Below are 17,266 nucleotides of genomic sequence, written 5' to 3'. Positions count from 1 at the left end.
CCATGATGAAGCACTTACTCGTGGCCATGGCCGTGCTGGGCACGCTCGCCGTGCCCGCGCGGGCCACGGCCGCTCCGGCGGTGCGCCTGCAGTACTACACGACCGCGCCCCAGCCCGCCGCACCGCAGGCGGAGCCGATCTTCAACCTCGTCAATACGGGCACGACCACGCTCCAGCTGCGCGATCTGAAGATCCGCTACTACTTCACCGGCTCGGGGCCCCACGTCTTCGCCTGCTCGTGGGCGCGGGTGGGATGCCCGCAGGTCACCGGGACGTTCGGCAACGGGTACCTGGAGCTGGGCTTCCGCGGCGGGACGCTGGGCGCCGGCGCCCAGACCCAGCTGGAGGTGCGCTTCCACCGGGCCGACTGGCAGTCGTTCAGCCAGAGCGACGACTACTCCTTCGGCGCCGTACCGGCCTACACCGACTGGCCGAAGGCCACCGTCCACCGGGCCGGCACGCTGATGTGGGGCGACCCGCCGCCCACGTCGGGTCCCGCCGGCGTGCTGTTCGACGACTTCGCGTACACCCATGCCGATGACCCGCTCATCGCCGCGCGCAACTGGACGGTCCGCACCAACCCCGGCGGGCCGGGCGTGCCGGGCGCCACCTGGCCGAAGGGGAACGTGACCTTCCCGACGGCCGACGGCGCCAAGGTGATGCAGCTGAAGGCGACCAATGACGGCGTGAACGTCACCCAGTCGGAGATGCTGCACCAGCGCAAGTTCTTCGAGGGCACCTACGCCGCCCGGGTGAAGTTCAGCGACGCCCCCACCACGGGCGCCGACGGGGACGAGACGGTGCAGACGTTCTTCACCATCACTCCGCTGGACGCGCCGATGGACCCGGACTACGGCGAACTGGACTTCGAGTACCTGCCCAACGGCGGGTGGGGCCTGACCGGCCCCCTGATGTACATGACGAGCTGGGAGACCTACCAGCCCGACCCGTGGCTGGCCGACAACACCTCGACGTTCGTCAACTCCAGCCACGCCGGCTGGCACGACCTGGTCGTCCAGGTCTCCGGCGGCACGATCCGCTACTACGTCGACGGCCGGCTCGCCGCCGAGCACGGCGGCAAGTACTACCCCGAGACTCCCATGTCGATCAACTTCAACCAGTGGTTCATCACGGCGGGCCAGAACGGCCCGGCGCGCACCTGGATCCAGCAGGTCGACTGGGTCTACCACAGCAAGAACGAGGTGGTCTCCCCCGCCGAGGTGAGCAGCCGGGTCGCCGGCTACCGCGCGGGCGACGTCACCTGGCAGGACACCATCTGACCGGAACCGGCTCGGCCTCCCCGGGGCCGAGCCGGCCTTGCCCGTGCCCGTCCGGGTGGAAGATCGTAGTGAGGCCGTTTCCGCCCACACCAAGGATCTCCCCCATGACGATGACTCTGACCGAGGCGGGACTGACCCTCGCCGACCCGTCGGCGTACGCCGACGAGGCCCGGCTGCACCGGGCGCTCGGCCTGCTGCGCCGCGACGACCCGGTGCACTGGGTGGAGGCGGAGGGCTACCACCCGTTCTGGGCCGTGACCCGCCACGCCGACATCATGGAGATCGAACGCAACCATCCCGTCTTCCGCAACGCGCCCCGGCCGGTGCTCGCCAAGGCCGAGACGGACGCGCGGATGGCGCGGAGCCGGGCCGAGGGCACCGCCCTGCGGACGCTGATCCACATGGACGATCCACGGCACCGGGTGACCCGCGCGATCGGCGCCGACTGGTTCAAGCCCCGGGCCATGCGCGCGATGGAGCAGCGGGTGCGCGAACTGGCCCGGCAGTACGTGGACCGGATGAGCGAGTACGGCGGCGCCTGCGACTTCGCCACCCAGGTCGCCGCGCACTACCCGCTGTATGTGATCCTCTCGCTGCTCGGCCTGCCCGAGTCGGACTTCCCCCGGATGCTCACGCTCACCCAGCAGCTGTTCGGCGGCACCGACAAGGAGTTCCAGCGGGGCGGCACCACCGAGGACATCATGGCGACGCTGCTCGACTTCTTCACCTATTTCCACGCCCTGACCGCCGCGCGCAGGGACACCCCCACCGACGACCTCGCCTCCGCCATCGCCAACGCCCGCGTCGACGGCGAGCCGCTGTCCGACTACGACGCCGCCTCCTACTACGTCATCATCGCCACCGCCGGCCACGACACCACCAGTTCCACGATCAGCGGCGGCCTGCACGCGCTCATCGAGCACCCCGCCGAGCTGGCCCGGCTGCGCGACGATCCCGCCCTGCTGCCGACCGCGGTCGAGGAGATGATCCGCTGGGTCACGCCGGTCAAGGAGTTCATGCGTACGGCGGCCGCCGACACCCAGGTGAACGGCGTGACCGTCAAGGCGGGCGAGTCGGTGCTCCTGTCCTACCCCTCGGCCAACCGCGACGAGGCCGTCTTCACCGACCCGTTCCGCTTCGACGCGGGCCGCGACCCCAACAAGCACCTCGCCTTCGGGTTCGGCGTCCACTACTGCCTCGGCGCGGCCCTGGCCCGCATGGAGACCCGGGCCCTGTTCGAGGAGCTCCTCCCCCGCCTCGGCTCGATCGAACTCGCCGGAACGCCCGAGTGGATGTCGACCACCTTCGTGGGCGGCCTGAAGCATCTGCCGATCCGCTACCGCCTCACCAGCTGACCGTTGCGGCGCAGTGCCTGAACGGCTTCCTCCGGCACCTCGATCACGATGGAGTGGTAACTCTCGATCCGCGAGATGATCTCCTCCCGGGGACCCTTCAGCCAGGCGTCGCTGCCGTAGAACTCCTCCTCCTGCTCGCGATGGGCCTCGAGCGAGGCGAAGGACCGGATGAGATACGCCTCCTCGTGGCCGTCCTCGTCCACCAGCGACGCCCCGCTGTCCACGACGTCGATGCCGTACCGGCGCAGCAGCGGTACGGCCAGCGTCGCCATCGCGTCGACGAAGTCGGCACGCGTGCCGGGCTTGAGGCGGTAGGTCCGGAACTCGAGAACCAACATGACGCTCCTTTGTCACGGTGCGGACGAGGAACATCATGGCGTGCCCAGATCACGCCGGCAGAGCAGTCAACCTTGTCCAGCGGAGTGCACAGCATGACCGGTGAGAAGACCGTGCCGCAGCCGCCCTGCCGTTCCGGCCTCAACCGCCTCGCCGCGAACCTGCTCCTTCATCTGCGGGAAGCCGGCGTTCGACCGAGCGGCCGGACGGGCGCGCAGGCGTGGCCGTTAGCCAGACCTTGTCCTGATATTTCGCGCCAACCGCGGAGGGGGACGCGTCGCGCGATCACCTTCCTGTGACTGCCCTGACCAGCGCGGCCGCCGTCGCCGCCACCGGCGCGGAACACGCGCGCGAGCTCCTCCGGATCATGCGCGACGGCTTCGCGAGCGCCCCGCCGCAAGGCGGCGTCGCGGTCGGCCCGCCGGACGACGGCGTCACGGTCGGCCCGCCGGACGACGGCGTCACGGTCGGCCCGCCGGACGACGGCGTCACGGGCCGTCGGACGCGAGACGGCCTCGCGCCCGACGGCTTCGCGGGCGGCCCGGCGCGCGGCGGCCGGTAGCGCTCACCGGTTCAGGCGCTCCCGGGCGGGCGTCCAGTGCGGCATCTCGGCCGTCTCCTCCGCGTCCTCCTCGTACCAGCCCGTTTCCGCCAGCCAGGTCTCCAGCCAGCCGGTCAGGTCGTCGGCGTCGACGTACCAGGCGAGATGCCCGTCATCGTCGCCGCCCAGCCCGTTCGGCTCGTACAGCAGCACCGTGGCGCGCGCGTGCTCGCAGTCGATCGCCGCGTACATCCCGCAGCCCCAGTCGAGCACCGGCAGAACGCCCACCGGCCAAGGCTCCTCCTCGCGGGCCGCGACGGCCTCGCGCAAGGAGAGCAGCTGGTAGTCGGGCCCGAAGCCACCGTCGGCCACCTCCAGGTAGAGGCGCCGCAGCAGGGGCGGCAGCGGGAAGCCCAGCTCACGCTCGGCCCGCCCGAGTTCGTCGGCGGTCACGGTGGGCGGAAGGGCTTCCGCGGACGCCTTGGCGATCACCCGCCGGAGCAGATCGTCGGTCATGGCGGCCATCCTGGCAGCCGCCACCGACGGTTTCGCCCTGGCGACGGCAGGATCATGACCGCGGCGGACTTCGGCGCGGGGATCGACCTGGCCCTGCTCGCCTGCTCCGGAGGAGACGACACCGCAAGGGCCGTACGGCTGGGGCTCGACCGCCCGCGTCCACGCCCCGGCACCCCGGCGCGGCCCGGCGTCGACCACGCCCTGGCCCTCATCACCTACGGCGCGCTGGACGGATGGCCGGCCGCGGCACCGCAGGATACGTGAACCTGGCACGCGCCCGATCCTCCGGGCGGCGGAGACCCCCGAGCACGTATCCCCCGAGGCCACGGCATAGGGTCGACTCCATGCACAGCACGATCACGATCCGCGAGGCGGGGCCCGGCGACGGCGGCGTCCTCGGCGAGATTCACGCCGTTTCCTGGGGCATCTCGCACGGCCCGTTGTGCACGCCGCAGGTCGCCGCCGCCGGGATCGAGGAGCGGCGCGCCAAGTGGCACGGCATCCTGGCCGAGGGCGGGGACCCGATCCTGCTCGCGCTCCTGGACGACCGGGCAGGGGCCTTCTCCCGCTCCGGGGCCTCCTCCAGCCCCGGACTGGCGGAGATCCACACCTTCTTCGCCCACCCGGACGTCTGGGGCAGCGGCCTGGCGGCGGCCCTGCTGACCGCCACCTTGGACCGCCTGCGGGAGGCCGGCTACGACCGGGTGCACCTGTGGACGCTCCGGGATTCAGCCCAGGCGCGCCGCTTCTACGGCAAGCACGGCTTCGCCGAGACCGGCAGGCGGCACGACCATGACTTCGGCGAGGGCCCGCCGATCGCCCTGGTGGAGTTCGATCGGACCATCCCCGGCCCCGCCCTCTGACGAGCCGGTCACGGGGTGCGGTGCAGGGCCGGGCGGCGGGCCCAGGTGGCCCATCGCCAGAGCCATTCGAGCGGCCCCTGCCGGAAGCGCCGCAGCCACACCGTGGACACCACCCACTGGGGCACGAGTACGGCTACCGCGATCAGCACGACCATCTCCGATGACCATTCGTCCGGAGACCCCCCGAGCACGAAGGTGGCCAGCAGGACGAGCATGGTGGCGGTCAGGTAGTTGGTCAGTGCCATCCTGCCCAGCGGCGCGAACACCCTGTGCAGCACCGGCCGCAGCGGCGTACGAAGCAGGAGCAGCAGGCCGCACACGTAGACGCCCGCGGTCAGCAGTCCGGCCAGGGAGAACCAGAGGTTGGAGCCGGTCCCGGCCTGCAGCCACGCGGCGGGCACCGCCCCCGCCACGAACAGCGCCCCCAGGACGGCCGGAGCGCGTACGGCGTGCTCCATCCTGTCGATCACGCCGTAGCGCGTCAGCGCCGAGCCCAGCAGGAACAGCCCGGGTACCAGCGGCACGCCGTTGCCGCCGAGGATCAGCGGCGTCGCGATGAGGACGGCCGCCAGCCCCGCTACGGCCCAGCGTGGCAGCCAGGTCGAGGGCAGGAGTACCACGAGGCCGACGACGGCGTAGATGGTCAGGATGTCGCCCCGCCACAGCAGGAACATGTGCGCCAGACCCATGGCGGCCAGGACCAGGAGCCGCCGCAGCAGCAGGACGCGCGGACGGGGGGTGTGGCGGCGCGCCGACTCCAGCAACAGCGAGAATCCGACGCCGAACAGCAGCGAGAAGATCGGGAAGAAGCGCTGGTCGACGAGCAGTCCCAGCAGAGAGGGCCCGCCGTCCGGATCGGCCGGTGCGGTGCCGCCCATGTGGGCGATCGGCTTGACGTTGGCGAGCAGGATGCCGCACAGGGCGAACCCGCGCAGCACGTCGAGCGCGGCGACCCTCGGCCGGCCGGAGGACGTCGCGGGAAGCGTTTCTTGTGACATGAGGCTTCATCCTGCGAGCCGGGACCGGCCCCCACATCGGCGGAAAGCAGGGAAAGGGACAGTACCTTTGGCCGGTACTGTCCGGCGGGGTTCCTCTCCTAGCCTGGGTGACGTGCGTGTTCGCGAACAGCTCAAGGCCGCGGGGCTCGGTGCCGGGTTCGCCGCAGCCGTGGCCTTCCAGGCGTACCAGGTCGCCGCGAGCTGGGGCCCCGGTCATGGGCTGTTCGGGGCGGCGGTGGCGGTCGTGGTGTGTGTGCTCGCTCTCGTGCGCGGGCTCAGCCCGCTGTGGACGGCGGTCGCAGGCCTGACCGTCGCCGCGCTCGCCGTTCTCGCCACCCGCCTCGTCCCCCTGCCCGCCGAGCCCAGCCCGGCCACCTCGCTGGCGCTGGCCGTGCTGGTCGGCACCGCCGTCAGGACGCTGCCCGTCCGCGTGGCCGGCGGCGTGGCCGCCGCCGGGCTGGCCGTGGTGGCAGGCGGCTTCCTCGCCGATCCCGGCTCGGCCGTGCCGCAGCTGAGCGCCCTGGCCTGGCTGGCCGCCGTGCTGCTCGGGCTCGCCCCCCGGCTGCTCGCCGCCCGCCGCCACGCAGCGGCCGAGCGGGTACGGCAGGCCGAACGCCTGGAACTGGCCAGAGAACTGCACGACGTCGTCGCCCACCACATCACCAGCATCGTGCTCCAGGCCCAGGCCGCCCAGCTCGTCACCGCGAGGCATCCGGACCGGACTCCAGGCTCCCTGGCCGGAATCGAGTCGGCGGGCACGGCGGCGCTGGCCGCCACCCGGCGCGTGGTCGGCCTTCTGCGCGAGGCCGCCCCGGCCGGCGAGGACCATGAACAGCTCGGCGAGCTGATCGAGGGCTTCGGGAGCCGTGACCGCCGGGCGTACCTGCGGATGGACGCGGAACCGTCCGGCTGGCCGCCGGAGGTGAGCGGGACCGTGTACCGGATCGTGCGGGAGTCGCTGACGAACGTCGCCCGGCACGCGCCGCACGCGCGCGCGGTCACCGTCGGCATCAGCGAGGACGACCGGGCGGTGACCGTCGCGGTCGAGGACGACGCGCCGCGGACGAGCGGCCGCCGCCACCGCCGGCCCGGGTATGGGCTCATCGGGATGCGCGAGCGCCTCGAAGCGGTCGGCGGGACGCTGGCGGCCGGGCCCCGGCCCGGTTCCGGCTGGTCCGTCCGTGCCGTCATCCCGACCGGCGGACAGCGATGACGCCGCCCATCCGGGTGCTGCTGGCCGACGACCAGGAGATGATCAGGGCCAGCCTGCGGATCATTCTGGAGGACCAGCCCGACATCATCGTGGTCGCCGAGGCCGCCGACGGCGTGGAGGCGATCGAGCAGGAGCGCCGGACGCGGCCGGACGTCTGCCTGGTGGACATCCAGATGCCCAACCTGGACGGGATCGGCGTGGCCCGCGCGCTGGCCGGCTCGCGGACGCGGGTGGTCATGGTGACCACGTTCGACCTGGACGAGTACGTCTACGGGGCGTTGCGGCTGGGGGCCGCCGGGTTCGTGCTGAAGGACGCGGGTCCCAAGCTGCTCGTGGAGGCGGTGCGGGCCGCGTACACGGGGGACGCGCTCATCTCGCCGTCGATCACGCTGCGGTTGCTGCGCCATCTGGCCGAACGCGGGGGGCGGGCCAGGGCGGAGGTGCCGGAGCAGCCACTGACCGCGCGGGAGGCCGAGATCGTCCGGGCGATCGCCAAGGGGCGTACCAACCAGGAGATCGCCGATGAGCTGTTCCTGTCGCTGAGCACGGTCAAGGGGTATGTTTCGGGCATCCTGGACAAGCTCGGAGTCCGGGGGCGGGTCGAGATCGTCGCCTGGGCCTGGGAGAGCCGCCTCATGGACGGCTCCTAGTCGGTGGGCTCGGCGTCGGGCTCCACGTCCTGGCCGTCCTGTTCGGCGGCCTCGCGCCGCTCCTCGCGCACCTTCCGCTCGGGATCGGGCGGGGGGTCGATCGGCTCGGCCGGTATCGGGCGCCGCGTCTCGCGGACTTCGACGCCGGCGCGCTCGGCGCGGATGTCGCTCTCGCCGTTGACCCGCCCGACGGCTTCGGGAAGGTCTTCGGGCTCTCGTTCGTCCATGCCGTCCATCTGCCCGGACGGCTTGTGCCAAACCTCCGGCCGGCAGGGGCGGGTGCGGCCGCCCCCGGCCGGCGGTCAGGTGCCGCAGCTGTCCTGGGCGCCGGTGTTACGGCTGCGGATCTGCCACGACTCCCCGACACCGGTATAGGTCTTGTTGTTGAACTTGACGGCCTTGCGCGGCGCGCCCCGGTTCCCCCAATCCGCGGTCTTCCCGTAGGAGGCCGCCTGCTCGTAGTGCAGGTGGTACACGCCGTTGGCGGTCGGCCCGCTGCGGCCGACCTCACCGATCTTCTTGCCCATCGGCACCGTCTGTCCCTTCTTCACGTCGCGCTTCTTCAGGTGAAGGTAGGTCGTGAACCAGTCCTTTCCGGTCTTGAACGTGTGCCTGATCTGTACGACGTGCCCCGCCTGGCTGTCCTTGTAGGAAAGGACGACCTTGCCCGAGGCGGACGCGCGTACCCACTGCCCCTTGGTCGAGGGCTTGTTGGTGTTGTGGTCGCCCATCCAGAAGTCGAGCGCCGGGTTGTGATCGCTGGTCGACGCCTCCGCATACCATTTCTGGTTGCAGGTGAAAGGCATCTGGAACTTGGGCCGCTTGACCGTCTTGCGCAGGTCGGCCGACTGCTCGGCCGCCTGCGGGGCAGCGGTCTCGGTCCGCTGCTCAGAGGCCTGCGCGGGGGCCGCCACTGCCAGGACGGCCGCCACGCCGACGGCGAATTTCAGAAACATGGAAGCTCCTTCGAAACCGGGGAAATCCAGCTGATTTCCCGTTGGTGAAGGACACTATGAATAAGCGCTTTGGATTCCCTGTCGATGCGTTATATCCGGGGACCCTGAAAGCTTCCGGGTTTACAGAATATTCGCGGAAGGTCAGAGGTGGGACAGGACGGCGCGCAGGGCGGGGTCGAAGCCGCCGGGGTCGTCGGCGAAGCCGGTGTGGTCGCCGGGGAACACGACCGGCTCGATGCCCAGGGCGGCCCCCAGGGCGCGGGAGGCACGGTCGCACAGCTGCCCGGCCGACTCCTCGCCGATGCCGATCACGAGGCGCGGGACCGCGCGCAGCCGGTCCAGGTCGGGCACCCAGTGGGTGGTGCCGTGCAGTTCGTGGGCGAACCAGCGACGCTCGTCGATCACGTGCTGCGGGTCGCGCTCGCCGCCGAACATCATCTCCAGCGCGCCGTCCGGCACTGCGATGTTGGCCTGCGCCATGAACTTCGCCCACGCGCCGACCGTGTCGCCGCCGAGGTAGGTGGCGATGAGCTCGTCGGTCTGGGTGTGGAGCTTGTCGCGGTCCTCCAGGAGTTCGACGAGCGGGGGCTCGTGGGCGATGACCGCGCGCAGCTGCTCCGGGTGGGTCTGGGCGAGGGCGAGGGCGGTCATCGCGCCGCCGCTGGAGCCGAAGACCACGGCGGGACCGGCGTCCACGCGCGCCAGCAGGCGCGACAGGTCGGCGGCGCGCAGCGCCGGCGTGGAATCCTGGGCGGGATCGTCCAGGAGGCTGCGCTTGATGCCGCGCGGGTCGGCGGTGAGCACGGTGTGGTCGGTGGCCAGCAGGTCGGCCAGCGGGGCGAAGGAGTCGGCGTCCATCGGAGCGCCGACGAGGGCGATGAGCGGGCCCTGGCCGCGTACCTCGAAGTGCAGGCGGGCGCCCGGGATGTCGAGAGTGGCGACGGTCATGATGTCCTCCTGGATGCGGTGGCCCCGATGGGCCGGTGGTGGGTCGCCGACGCGGAGATCGCGTTCAGCAGGGGTGGTGCGGCGATGGCCACGAGCAGCGCGAGCGCCGCCGGGATCACCAGGGCGAGGGGCAGCGTCGCCGTCGTGGCGACGTAGCCGATGAGGGCGGGTCCGACGAGGCCGCCGCCGTAGCTGATCGTGGTGACCGCCGACAGGCGGCGGGCCGCCCCGTCGGCGGCGCCGAGCAGGCTGGCCACGATCGGCCAGACCACGGCCATGCCGGCCCCGGCCAGCGCCCAGCCGGCCATGGCGCAGCCCACCCGTGCCGCCGTGCCGAAGGGCAGGGCGCCGGCGAGCAGGACGAGGCCGTAACCGGCGGTGGCGGTCGCGCCGCACAGCCGGATCGTGGTGCGGACGCCGAGCCGGGTGCGCAGCGCGTCGCCGGCGAAGCGGACGAGCGTCATCGCGACGAAGAAGACGGTGTACACGAGCGAGCCGGTGGCGGGGTCGGCGCCCAGGACGCGGGTGGCGTGCACCCCGGCCCAGTCGGTGGCGGCGCCCTCGGTGATGAAGGCCGCCGCGCCGACCACGCCCAGCATCACCATCACCCCGGGCCGCGGCGGAGCCGGCCGCGCCTGCCCGGCGGGCCGGGGGACGAGACGCACCGGAGGCTCCGGGATGCCTTTGACCCCCAGCAATGCCACGGCAAGGATGATCGCGCCCGTGCCCATCAGCACCCGCACGTCCACCCCGGCCCGCAGGGCCGCGGTGATGACCGCGCCGCCCGCCACGGCCCCGAGCGTCCACGTCCCGTGCACCGTGCTCATGATCGGCCGGGCGAGGGAACGCTCCACTGTCGCCGCCTGCAGGCTCAGGGCCACGTTGAGCAGCCCGAACAGCATGCCGAGCACGACCGCCGAGATCATCAGGGTCCCGGCGGTCGCGGCCAGCGCCGGGCCGGCCAGCCCGAGCGCCGCCGCGGGAGCGCAGATCCGGAGCAGGCGCCGCCCGGTCCACCGCTCGGCCAGCCGTCCCGCCACCGGCATGGCCACGAGGGCGCCGACGGCCAGCGCCATCAGCAGCCCGCCGAGCCGTCCCGGCCCGAGTTCCAGGCGGGCGTCGGTGGCCGGGAGCGTGGCGCCCCACAGCGCGTTCATCACACCGGTCAGCCCATAGGCCATCATGATCGTTCCTCGTCCCGCCATGCCTCGATCCTGGCGGCGGCCCTCGCCTGGGGTCCAACACCTGTTCGAAGGCGATTCACGCGCCATCTGCGTTAATCGGGTAGGAAGGAGGAGTGCCAGACGACGTGGAGATCCGGCTGTTGCGCCACTACGTGGCCGTGGCCGAGGAGTTGCACTTCAGCCGGGCCGCCCAGCGCCTGTTCGTGGCACAGCAGGCGCTCAGCCGCGACGTCAGGCGGCTGGAGGACCGGGTGGGACGCCGGCTGCTGGAGCGCACGACCCGCAAGGTCACGCTCACGGCGGAGGGCCGGTTGCTGCTGACGCGGGCGCGGGAGATCCTGGGGCTGTTCGACGCGACCATGATCGAACTGCGCGGCCAGCCCCGGTCGCTGACCGTCGACGTGGTCGGCTCCGGCCTCACGCCCGCGCTGGTGCTGGCCGCGGCGCGCGGGCGGGCGCCGGGGGTGGAGTTCTTCGCCCGCTTTCACAGCGGCGCGGAGGCCGCGGTGCCGCTGTTGCTCGACGGGCGGCTCGACGTCACGTTCGGCCGCAGCCCCGGCCTGCTGGACGGGGTACGGCAGTGCCCTGTCCGCCACGAGCGCATCGCGGTGCTGGTGCCCGAGCGGCATCCGCTGGCCGAGCTGCCGGCCGTACCGCTGGAGTCGTTGCGCGGCACCAACCCGTGCATCCGCGCGGGCGACCACGCGACGCCCGGGTGGGAGCACGCGCTGCTGCAGTTGCTCGCGCCCTTCGGCGTGGACCCCGCGCTCGCCCACCCGCACGTGCGGGGCGGCGACGAGCTCGCGCAGCACATCCGCGACCGTGACGCGCCCATCCTCACGTTGACCACGCAACCTGACATTCCGGGCGCGGTGCTGCGACCGCTCGTGGATCCGGTCGCGGTGTTTCCGTGGATGATGATCTGGCGTTCCGACGGCGACCATCCGGGCCTGCGCGCCCTGCGCGAGGCCGTGGACGAGCTGGCCACGGCCGATGACTGGCTGGCCCCGCCCGGCGACGCCTGGTTGCCGGAACCGGAGGCGAGCCTGCCCGCCCAGCCCTTGCGCAACCCGCTCTGAGTACGGGGTTACTCATGTTTCCGGACGTGATGCCCCCGACAGTCAGAGGGACATTCCCCTGTGAATCTCTCTGGAGCGGTACATCATGGCACTCTTACCACGCGGCAGATCCGTCGCCCTGATCGGCGTCCTGGTCGCCGCCCTGATGGTGGCGCTGACCGGGAGCGCGTCGGCGGCCACCCAGGTCACGGTCACGGTCAGGATCGACTACCTCAAACAGATCGACAACCCCGACGACGCCTCCGGCGACGGCGACTACTACCCCGTGGCCACGATCGCCGGCGAGCGCTTCCCCCGCGGCCCGCGCATCGAGGACGACGAGTTCGAGCCCCTGGGGCTGCCCGAGGCTCCCAACGGCTGGGTGTTCAGCAAGGTCGTGGACCTGCAGGGCAACGACACGACGGTGGACCTGGCCATCGAGATCTGGGACTACGACGACGGCACCAACTTCGGCGACGACCAGATGGACCTCAGCAAGAACGAGCGCGACCTCACGCTCGACCTCGAGTTCGACATCGTCAACGCCACCTTCTCCGGCGACAACCTCGCGGTCGGCACCCCCTGCCTGCGCGACGGCGTGCCGAAAGGCCACACCTGCGCCGAGGGCAACGGCGACTTCGACTACCCCGAGGAGAACGACGGCGCCAAGACGAGGATCGGCTTCACGATCTCCTCGGCCATCGGCTCCAGCACCGACAGCGACGGCGACGGCCTGACCGACCTGGCCGAGATCCACGGCATCCGCAACCCCAACGGCTCGATGGCGCTGGACCTGAAGCGGTTCGGCGCGAACCCCCTGCGCAAGGACCTCTTCCTGGAGCTCGACTACACGGCCGGCGAGGCGCCCACCCGCGTCGACATCCAGGCGATGAAGAACGCCATGAAGTCCGCGCCGATCCCCAATCCGGACGGCTCGCGCGGCATCAACCTGTGGGTGGACACCGGCAACCTGGTCGACCTGACGGTACGCCGCCAGCAACAGCCCGGCACGTGCTTCGACGACCAGGACAACGGCCTGGACGGGCAGCGTGACGGCGCCGACCCCGACTGCCTGTTCATCGACGCCAGCGCCGAGGACCCCTCCCCCGGCGGCCGGTGCACCGCCGCCGACACGGCCAACCCGGCCTGCCTGGTCGGCGACGACCTCGGCGGCGGCGGCATGGTCGGCGCGCTGAACAACTGCGGCATCGACGCCGCCTTCAACGCCGCCGCCGGCAACACCAACAACTTCGCGGCGGTACGGCGCGGCGTCTTCCGCTACGCGATCAGCACAGCCGAGGCGGCCACCTGCAACATCGGCGGCCAGGCCAGCACCAACAACCGGTTCTTCGTCGACTACAACCACGACGGCGGCACGCTGCTGCACGAGCTCGGCCACACGCTGGGGCTGGAGCACGGCGGCGACGTCACCGTCAACTGCAAGCCGAACTACGTCAGCGCCATGAACTACGACCTGCAGTTCGGCATCCCGCGCGTCGGAGGCGGCCGGATCGTGGACTTCTCGCCGCCCCGCCTGGCGCTGGACGGCACCTCGCGCGGCAAGGTGCTACGCACGCTGACCGAGAACTCGCTCGACGAGCGGCTCCTGGACGCCGACGACAACGAGAACCGGTTCATCTTCGTCAACGGCCGCGACCAGAGCCCGGGCGTCCCCGGCGTCCAGGGCGCGAAGGTCACCGAGGACGTCAACGTCGACCCGGACTGGAACGACGACGGCGACGAAGACGACAACCCGGTCAACCCCGCCGTCAACATCAACACCGCCGGCCCGCCGGACCCGGTCACCGGCGCCAGGGACCCGGCCGACTGCGCCACCAACACCAGCAGCACCGACACGCTGACCGGCTTCGACGACTGGGCCAGGGTGGCGACCTCGATCCCGTTCCCCGGCTTCGCGGGCGGACTGCGCCGTGGAGCCGACCTGCCCGTCGTGGCCGAACCGGTCCCGGAGCAACTGCCCACCCTCGATCAGCTGAAGGACAACTGGGAGGCGGTCAACACGACCGACGTCGGCGTCGCCATCTCCGCCAGCCCCGACCCGGTGCGCGGCGGCGAGACCCTGACCTGGACGGTGAAGGCCACCAACGAGGGCCCCAACCCGGCCAGCTCGGTCGAGGTCACCACCACGCTGCCCCCCGAGGTCACCTTCACCGACAGCACCGGCCCGTGCGTGCGCGACGCCGCCAAGGTCACCTGCCATCTCGGCGAACTGACCAGAGGCACCTCGCGGCAGATCACGATCCGCGCGAAGGTTCAGGACGACGTCGTGCACAGCGGCGAGGAGTGCACGATCACCGCGACAGCGGTGATCGACAACCTCGCCGGTCCCGACCCGAACGCGGCCAACGACACCGCCAAGGCCGAGACCCACGTGCTGGTCAAGACGGGCCTGAAGGTGAACGGCCCGGCCAACGTCGCCAACGACGCCCCGGCCACCCTGAAGGCCACGCTCACCGACGCCGCGGACCGTCCGGTCAAGGACCGGCCCGTGACGCTGACCCTCGGCACGGGCCCGGCGGCGCAGTCGTGCCAGGCGCGCACGGACACCGCGGGCGTGGCGAGCTGCGTGATCGCCAGTGTCGCCCAGCCGGCCACCGCGACGAGCGTCGCGATCAAGGCGAGCTTCACCGGCGACGCGTGCTACCTGCCGTCGAACGCCTCCGGCACGGCCAAGCTGCTCTACTACACCGGCCGTTCCCACGCGTTGTCGGTCAAGCCGATCCTGCTGCCGCAGACGGTCCTGGCCGACACCGGCGAGGTGTCCACCTCGGCCAGGTCCACGACCGAGAAGACGACGGCCGCGATCTCGCTCGCGCTGGTCAACGCCAAGGCGCTCAAGGCCGGGGTGGTCACCGGCCTGGGCAGTTCCACGGGGCAGGCGACGGCCGACGAGGTGTCCATCGGGCTGCCCGGCCTGCCGGTCATCAAGGTCGCCGGGGTGCGGGCCACCTCGACGAGCACGTGCGCGCTCGGGACGTACACCGCGAGCGCGAGCGGCACGACGACGCTCGGCTCGCTGACCATCGGCGGGGTGTCGCACCCGGTCGGCTCGATCGCGCCCAACACCGTCATCCGGGCGGGCGTGGCGACGATCACGCTGAACGAGCAGCGGCCGGTGGCGGGCACGTCCGCCGGGATGCTGGTCAACGCCGTCCACGTGAGCGCCCCGGCGCTGGCCGACGTGGTGGTCTCCTCCGCCAGGAGCGGCGTGCACAACTGTCCGTGACCCTCTGATCGGGAGGCCGCTCACGCCTGGCGTGGGCGGCCTCCTCCCGTGCCGAGGCGGTTCAGCACCTCGGCGGTGAACTCCTTGGTCGTGGCGGCGCCGCCCAGGTCCGGGGTGCGTACCGGGGTCTCGGAGAGGACCGCGCGGAAGGCGGCGCGCACCTCGTCACCGGCCTCGGCGTGGCCCAGGTGGTCGAGCATCATGGCGGCCGACCAGAGGGCGCCGACGGGGTTCGCGACGCCGGTCCCCGCGATGTCGGGGGCCGAGCCGTGCACCGGCTCGAACATGGACGGGAAGTCGCGCTCCGGGTTGAGGTTGGCGGCCGGGGCCAGGCCGATGCCGCCGGCGACGGCCGCGGCCAGGTCGCTCAGGATGTCGCCGAACAGGTTGGAGGCCACGATGACGTCGAACTCCCGCGGCCTCAGGACGATCTTCGCGGCGAGCGCGTCGATGTGCTCCTGGTTCCAGGACACCTCGGGCCGCGCGCGTTCCCTGATGAGTTCGTCCCAGAAGGGCATGGTGTGGATGATGCCGTTGGACTTGGTGGCCGAGGTCAGGACACCGCGGCGGCGGGCGGCCAGGTCGAAGGCGTAGTCCACCACCCGGGTGACGCCCGCCCTGGTGAACACCGACTCCTGGACCGCCATCTCCTCGGGGAAGCCGCGGTTGAGCCGGCCGCCGATCTCGGAGTACTCGCCTTCGACGTTCTCGCGCACCACGACGAGGTCCACGCCCTCCGCGGCGCGCAGCGGTCCCGCCACGCCGTCCAGGGTGGTGATGGGGCGCAGGTTGACGTACTGGCGGAAGGTCCGGCGGATCGGGATCAGCAGTCCCCACAAGGACACGTGGTCCGGCACGCCAGGCCGCCCGACGGCGCCGAGCAGGATGGCGTCGTGGTGACGGATGCGGTCCAGGCCGCCGGCCGGCATCATCGCGCCCTCACGCTCGTGGCGTTCGCACGACCAGTCGAAGGTGTCGTAGCCCAGCGTGAAGCCGTGCCTGCGGCCGGCTGCGTCGAGTACGGCGGTCGCGGCGGGCAGCACCTCGATGCCGATCCCGTCGCCGGGGATGAGGGCGATGCGGTGGGAGGTCATGGCGCCATTGAGCCGCAACCGGCGGGCCGCGGTCCAAGACGAGGATCGTGGCCGTCCTATAGGCGTTCGCTATATCGCCGCGACGAAGGCGCGGGCCAGCGCGCTGACCGGCTCGGTGCGGTGCACCAGCGAGACGTGCAGCACCTCCTCCAGCGCCAGGTCGCGCACGACCAGCCCCATCGGCTCGGCCAGGCGCCGCCACGAGGCCGCGACCACGGCGATGCCGACTCCGGCAAGGACCAGCGGCAGCAGCGCCTCGCGGTGCTCCATCTCCACGGCGATCGCGGCCCCGGGCGCGGCGGCCAGGATCTGGTCGGCGGCCCTGCGCATCCCGGTTCCGGGCTGGCCGACGATGAGCCGGGCGCCGCCCAGCAGCGCGGGCGCGACGGGGTCGTCGCCCTCGGGCAGGTCGGCGGCGTCCGGCGCGACCAGGACGAACGGCTGCTCGTCCACCGGGTGCACGACCAACTCGGGGTCGGGGCCGGGGCGTCCGAGCGTGGCGATGAGGCCGAGTTCCGCGGCCCCGGTCCGCAGGGCCGCGGCGACGTCGGCCGGGCGGTCGGCGGCCCGTACCGACACCTGCACGCCCGGATGCAGGCGGCGGAAGGCGGCCACCAGTTCGGTCAGCGGGCTGACCGCCTGGCTGGGCATGGCGGCGATGGTGAGAGTCCCGGCCAGCAGGCGTTCCACCGCGGCCACGCTCTCGTCCGCCGCCGCCAGCCAGCGGGTGACCTGGCGGGCCGGGGTGACCAGGGCCTCGCCGGCGGGGGTGAGCACGAGGCGGCGGCCGTACCGGCGAAACAGCGGGGTGCCCAGGCCGCGCTCCAGTTTCTTGATCGCCTGGGAGACCGAGGGCTGGGCCACCCACAGCTCCTCGGCCGCGCGCTGTACGCCGCCGTGGTCGACGACGGCGAGGAAGTAGGCGAGCTGGCGAGCGTCCACGTCCGTCTCCTCACCCCGGTTCCATAGGCGCTGCCTATGGAAGAACGACAAAGTTCATCGTGGACAGTATGCCGGGTGGCCTGCC

At 72.0% G+C, this 17,266-nt stretch carries 18 protein-coding genes; 9 read left to right on the top strand and 9 right to left on the bottom strand.

Annotated features, from left to right (window positions below; genetic code table 11):
* Positions 1-2 precede the first annotated feature (2 nt).
* Together ACIBKY_RS25815 and ACIBKY_RS25810 are read left to right on the top strand one after the other, a co-directional pair.
* Positions 3-1,280, top strand: coding sequence for a cellulose binding domain-containing protein (locus ACIBKY_RS25815; RefSeq protein ID WP_397100193.1), 1,278 nt, complete (start codon positions 3-5; stop codon positions 1,278-1,280).
* Between the two features lie 104 nt (positions 1,281-1,384).
* On the top strand, positions 1,385-2,635 hold the full coding sequence (locus ACIBKY_RS25810; protein WP_397100191.1) for a cytochrome P450: 1,251 nt from the start codon (positions 1,385-1,387) through the stop codon (positions 2,633-2,635).
* Here ACIBKY_RS25810 and ACIBKY_RS25805 read toward each other — a convergent pair.
* Positions 2,617-2,973: an NIPSNAP family protein gene (locus tag ACIBKY_RS25805; protein WP_397100189.1), complete on the bottom strand. Its 357-nt coding sequence runs from the start codon at positions 2,971-2,973 to the stop codon at positions 2,617-2,619. The two genes, ACIBKY_RS25810 and ACIBKY_RS25805, sit on opposite strands and share 19 nt — an antisense overlap.
* Positions 2,974-3,266: 293 nt before the next feature.
* On the opposite strand from ACIBKY_RS25805, the gene ACIBKY_RS25800 reads away from it, so the two are divergent.
* Entirely contained in the window at positions 3,267-3,533 is a 267-nt protein-coding gene (locus ACIBKY_RS25800; protein WP_397100187.1) for a hypothetical protein, read from the top strand.
* Between the two features lie 3 nt (positions 3,534-3,536).
* On the opposite strand, the gene ACIBKY_RS25795 is transcribed toward ACIBKY_RS25800, so the two are convergent.
* Positions 3,537-4,028 (bottom strand): SMI1/KNR4 family protein, encoded by a 492-nt coding sequence (locus tag ACIBKY_RS25795; protein ID WP_397100185.1) that lies wholly within the window; start codon positions 4,026-4,028, stop codon positions 3,537-3,539.
* A gap of 54 nt (positions 4,029-4,082) precedes the next feature.
* Between ACIBKY_RS25795 and ACIBKY_RS25790 the strand changes: the two genes are divergently transcribed.
* Positions 4,083-4,292 carry a hypothetical protein gene (locus ACIBKY_RS25790; RefSeq protein WP_397100184.1) on the top strand — a complete coding sequence of 70 codons (210 nt, stop codon included), beginning with the start codon at positions 4,083-4,085 and terminating at the stop codon, positions 4,290-4,292.
* Positions 4,293-4,372: 80 nt separating this feature from the next.
* Positions 4,373-4,891, top strand: a complete 519-nt coding sequence (locus ACIBKY_RS25785) for a GNAT family N-acetyltransferase (protein WP_397100182.1) — start codon at positions 4,373-4,375, stop codon at positions 4,889-4,891.
* An 8-nt stretch (positions 4,892-4,899) separates the two neighbouring features.
* On the opposite strand, the gene ACIBKY_RS25780 is transcribed toward ACIBKY_RS25785, so the two are convergent.
* Entirely contained in the window at positions 4,900-5,889 is a 990-nt protein-coding gene (locus tag ACIBKY_RS25780) for a DUF418 domain-containing protein (protein WP_397100180.1), read from the bottom strand.
* A gap of 112 nt (positions 5,890-6,001) precedes the next feature.
* On the opposite strand from ACIBKY_RS25780, the gene ACIBKY_RS25775 reads away from it, so the two are divergent.
* Together ACIBKY_RS25775 and ACIBKY_RS25770 are read left to right on the top strand one after the other, a co-directional pair.
* Positions 6,002-7,102 carry a sensor histidine kinase gene (locus tag ACIBKY_RS25775; protein ID WP_397100178.1) on the top strand — a complete coding sequence of 367 codons (1,101 nt, stop codon included), beginning with the start codon at positions 6,002-6,004 and terminating at the stop codon, positions 7,100-7,102.
* Entirely contained in the window at positions 7,099-7,752 is a 654-nt protein-coding gene (locus ACIBKY_RS25770) for a response regulator (RefSeq protein ID WP_397100176.1), read from the top strand. Before ACIBKY_RS25775 ends, ACIBKY_RS25770 begins: the two co-directional genes overlap by 4 nt.
* Here ACIBKY_RS25770 and ACIBKY_RS25765 read toward each other — a convergent pair.
* From ACIBKY_RS25765 to ACIBKY_RS25750, 4 genes are all read right to left on the bottom strand, one after another.
* Positions 7,749-7,979: a hypothetical protein gene (locus ACIBKY_RS25765; protein ID WP_397100174.1), complete on the bottom strand. Its 231-nt coding sequence runs from the start codon at positions 7,977-7,979 to the stop codon at positions 7,749-7,751. The two genes, ACIBKY_RS25770 and ACIBKY_RS25765, sit on opposite strands and share 4 nt — an antisense overlap.
* Positions 7,980-8,054: 75 nt before the next feature.
* On the bottom strand, positions 8,055-8,708 hold the full coding sequence (locus tag ACIBKY_RS25760) for a M23 family metallopeptidase (RefSeq protein ID WP_397100172.1): 654 nt from the start codon (positions 8,706-8,708) through the stop codon (positions 8,055-8,057).
* Between the two features lie 141 nt (positions 8,709-8,849).
* Positions 8,850-9,656 (bottom strand): alpha/beta fold hydrolase, encoded by an 807-nt coding sequence (locus tag ACIBKY_RS25755; RefSeq protein ID WP_397100170.1) that lies wholly within the window; start codon positions 9,654-9,656, stop codon positions 8,850-8,852.
* Positions 9,653-10,861 (bottom strand): MFS transporter, encoded by a 1,209-nt coding sequence (locus tag ACIBKY_RS25750; protein ID WP_397100168.1) that lies wholly within the window; start codon positions 10,859-10,861, stop codon positions 9,653-9,655. Before ACIBKY_RS25750 ends, ACIBKY_RS25755 begins: the two co-directional genes overlap by 4 nt.
* A gap of 92 nt (positions 10,862-10,953) precedes the next feature.
* Between ACIBKY_RS25750 and ACIBKY_RS25745 the strand changes: the two genes are divergently transcribed.
* The gene (locus tag ACIBKY_RS25745; protein ID WP_397100166.1) at positions 10,954-11,919 is read left to right on the top strand and encodes a LysR family transcriptional regulator; all 966 of its coding nucleotides are present in this window, start codon (positions 10,954-10,956) and stop codon (positions 11,917-11,919) included.
* Between the two features lie 85 nt (positions 11,920-12,004).
* A complete protein-coding gene (locus ACIBKY_RS25740) occupies positions 12,005-15,145 on the top strand; it encodes a choice-of-anchor P family protein (protein ID WP_397100164.1) in 3,141 nt (1,046 codons plus the stop codon).
* A 20-nt stretch (positions 15,146-15,165) separates the two neighbouring features.
* Here ACIBKY_RS25740 and ACIBKY_RS25735 read toward each other — a convergent pair whose 3' ends face one another.
* Positions 15,166-16,239, bottom strand: coding sequence for a tartrate dehydrogenase (locus tag ACIBKY_RS25735; protein ID WP_397100163.1), 1,074 nt, complete (start codon positions 16,237-16,239; stop codon positions 15,166-15,168).
* A 69-nt stretch (positions 16,240-16,308) separates the two neighbouring features.
* Positions 16,309-17,181, bottom strand: a complete 873-nt coding sequence (locus ACIBKY_RS25730) for a LysR family transcriptional regulator (protein WP_397100161.1) — start codon at positions 17,179-17,181, stop codon at positions 16,309-16,311.
* Between the last annotated feature and the right edge of the window lie 85 nt (positions 17,182-17,266).

Origin of the sequence: Nonomuraea sp. NPDC050394 (assembly GCF_044459065.1) — a bacterium.
Taxonomy (GTDB): Bacteria; Actinomycetota; Actinomycetes; order Streptosporangiales; family Streptosporangiaceae; genus Nonomuraea.
The sequence above is the reverse complement of the archived record's forward strand: the minus strand, read 5'-3'. Positions and strand labels throughout refer to the sequence as shown.

Coding starts and splice junctions, on each gene's coding strand:
- ACIBKY_RS25765 (WP_397100174.1), bottom strand. CDS start 7,979: ATGGACGAACGAGAGCCCGAAGACCTTCCCGAAGCCGTCGGGCGGGTC.
- ACIBKY_RS25760 (WP_397100172.1), bottom strand. CDS start 8,708: ATGTTTCTGAAATTCGCCGTCGGCGTGGCGGCCGTCCTGGCAGTGGCG.
- ACIBKY_RS25780 (WP_397100180.1), bottom strand. CDS start 5,889: ATGTCACAAGAAACGCTTCCCGCGACGTCCTCCGGCCGGCCGAGGGTC.
- ACIBKY_RS25750 (WP_397100168.1), bottom strand. CDS start 10,861: ATGGCGGGACGAGGAACGATCATGATGGCCTATGGGCTGACCGGTGTG.
- ACIBKY_RS25785 (WP_397100182.1), top strand. CDS start 4,373: ATGCACAGCACGATCACGATCCGCGAGGCGGGGCCCGGCGACGGCGGC.
- ACIBKY_RS25790 (WP_397100184.1), top strand. CDS start 4,083: ATGACCGCGGCGGACTTCGGCGCGGGGATCGACCTGGCCCTGCTCGCC.
- ACIBKY_RS25770 (WP_397100176.1), top strand. CDS start 7,099: ATGACGCCGCCCATCCGGGTGCTGCTGGCCGACGACCAGGAGATGATC.
- ACIBKY_RS25810 (WP_397100191.1), top strand. CDS start 1,385: ATGACGATGACTCTGACCGAGGCGGGACTGACCCTCGCCGACCCGTCG.
- ACIBKY_RS25795 (WP_397100185.1), bottom strand. CDS start 4,028: ATGACCGACGATCTGCTCCGGCGGGTGATCGCCAAGGCGTCCGCGGAA.
- ACIBKY_RS25755 (WP_397100170.1), bottom strand. CDS start 9,656: ATGACCGTCGCCACTCTCGACATCCCGGGCGCCCGCCTGCACTTCGAG.
- ACIBKY_RS25815 (WP_397100193.1), top strand. CDS start 3: ATGATGAAGCACTTACTCGTGGCCATGGCCGTGCTGGGCACGCTCGCC.
- ACIBKY_RS25735 (WP_397100163.1), bottom strand. CDS start 16,239: ATGACCTCCCACCGCATCGCCCTCATCCCCGGCGACGGGATCGGCATC.
- ACIBKY_RS25805 (WP_397100189.1), bottom strand. CDS start 2,973: ATGTTGGTTCTCGAGTTCCGGACCTACCGCCTCAAGCCCGGCACGCGT.
- ACIBKY_RS25740 (WP_397100164.1), top strand. CDS start 12,005: ATGGCACTCTTACCACGCGGCAGATCCGTCGCCCTGATCGGCGTCCTG.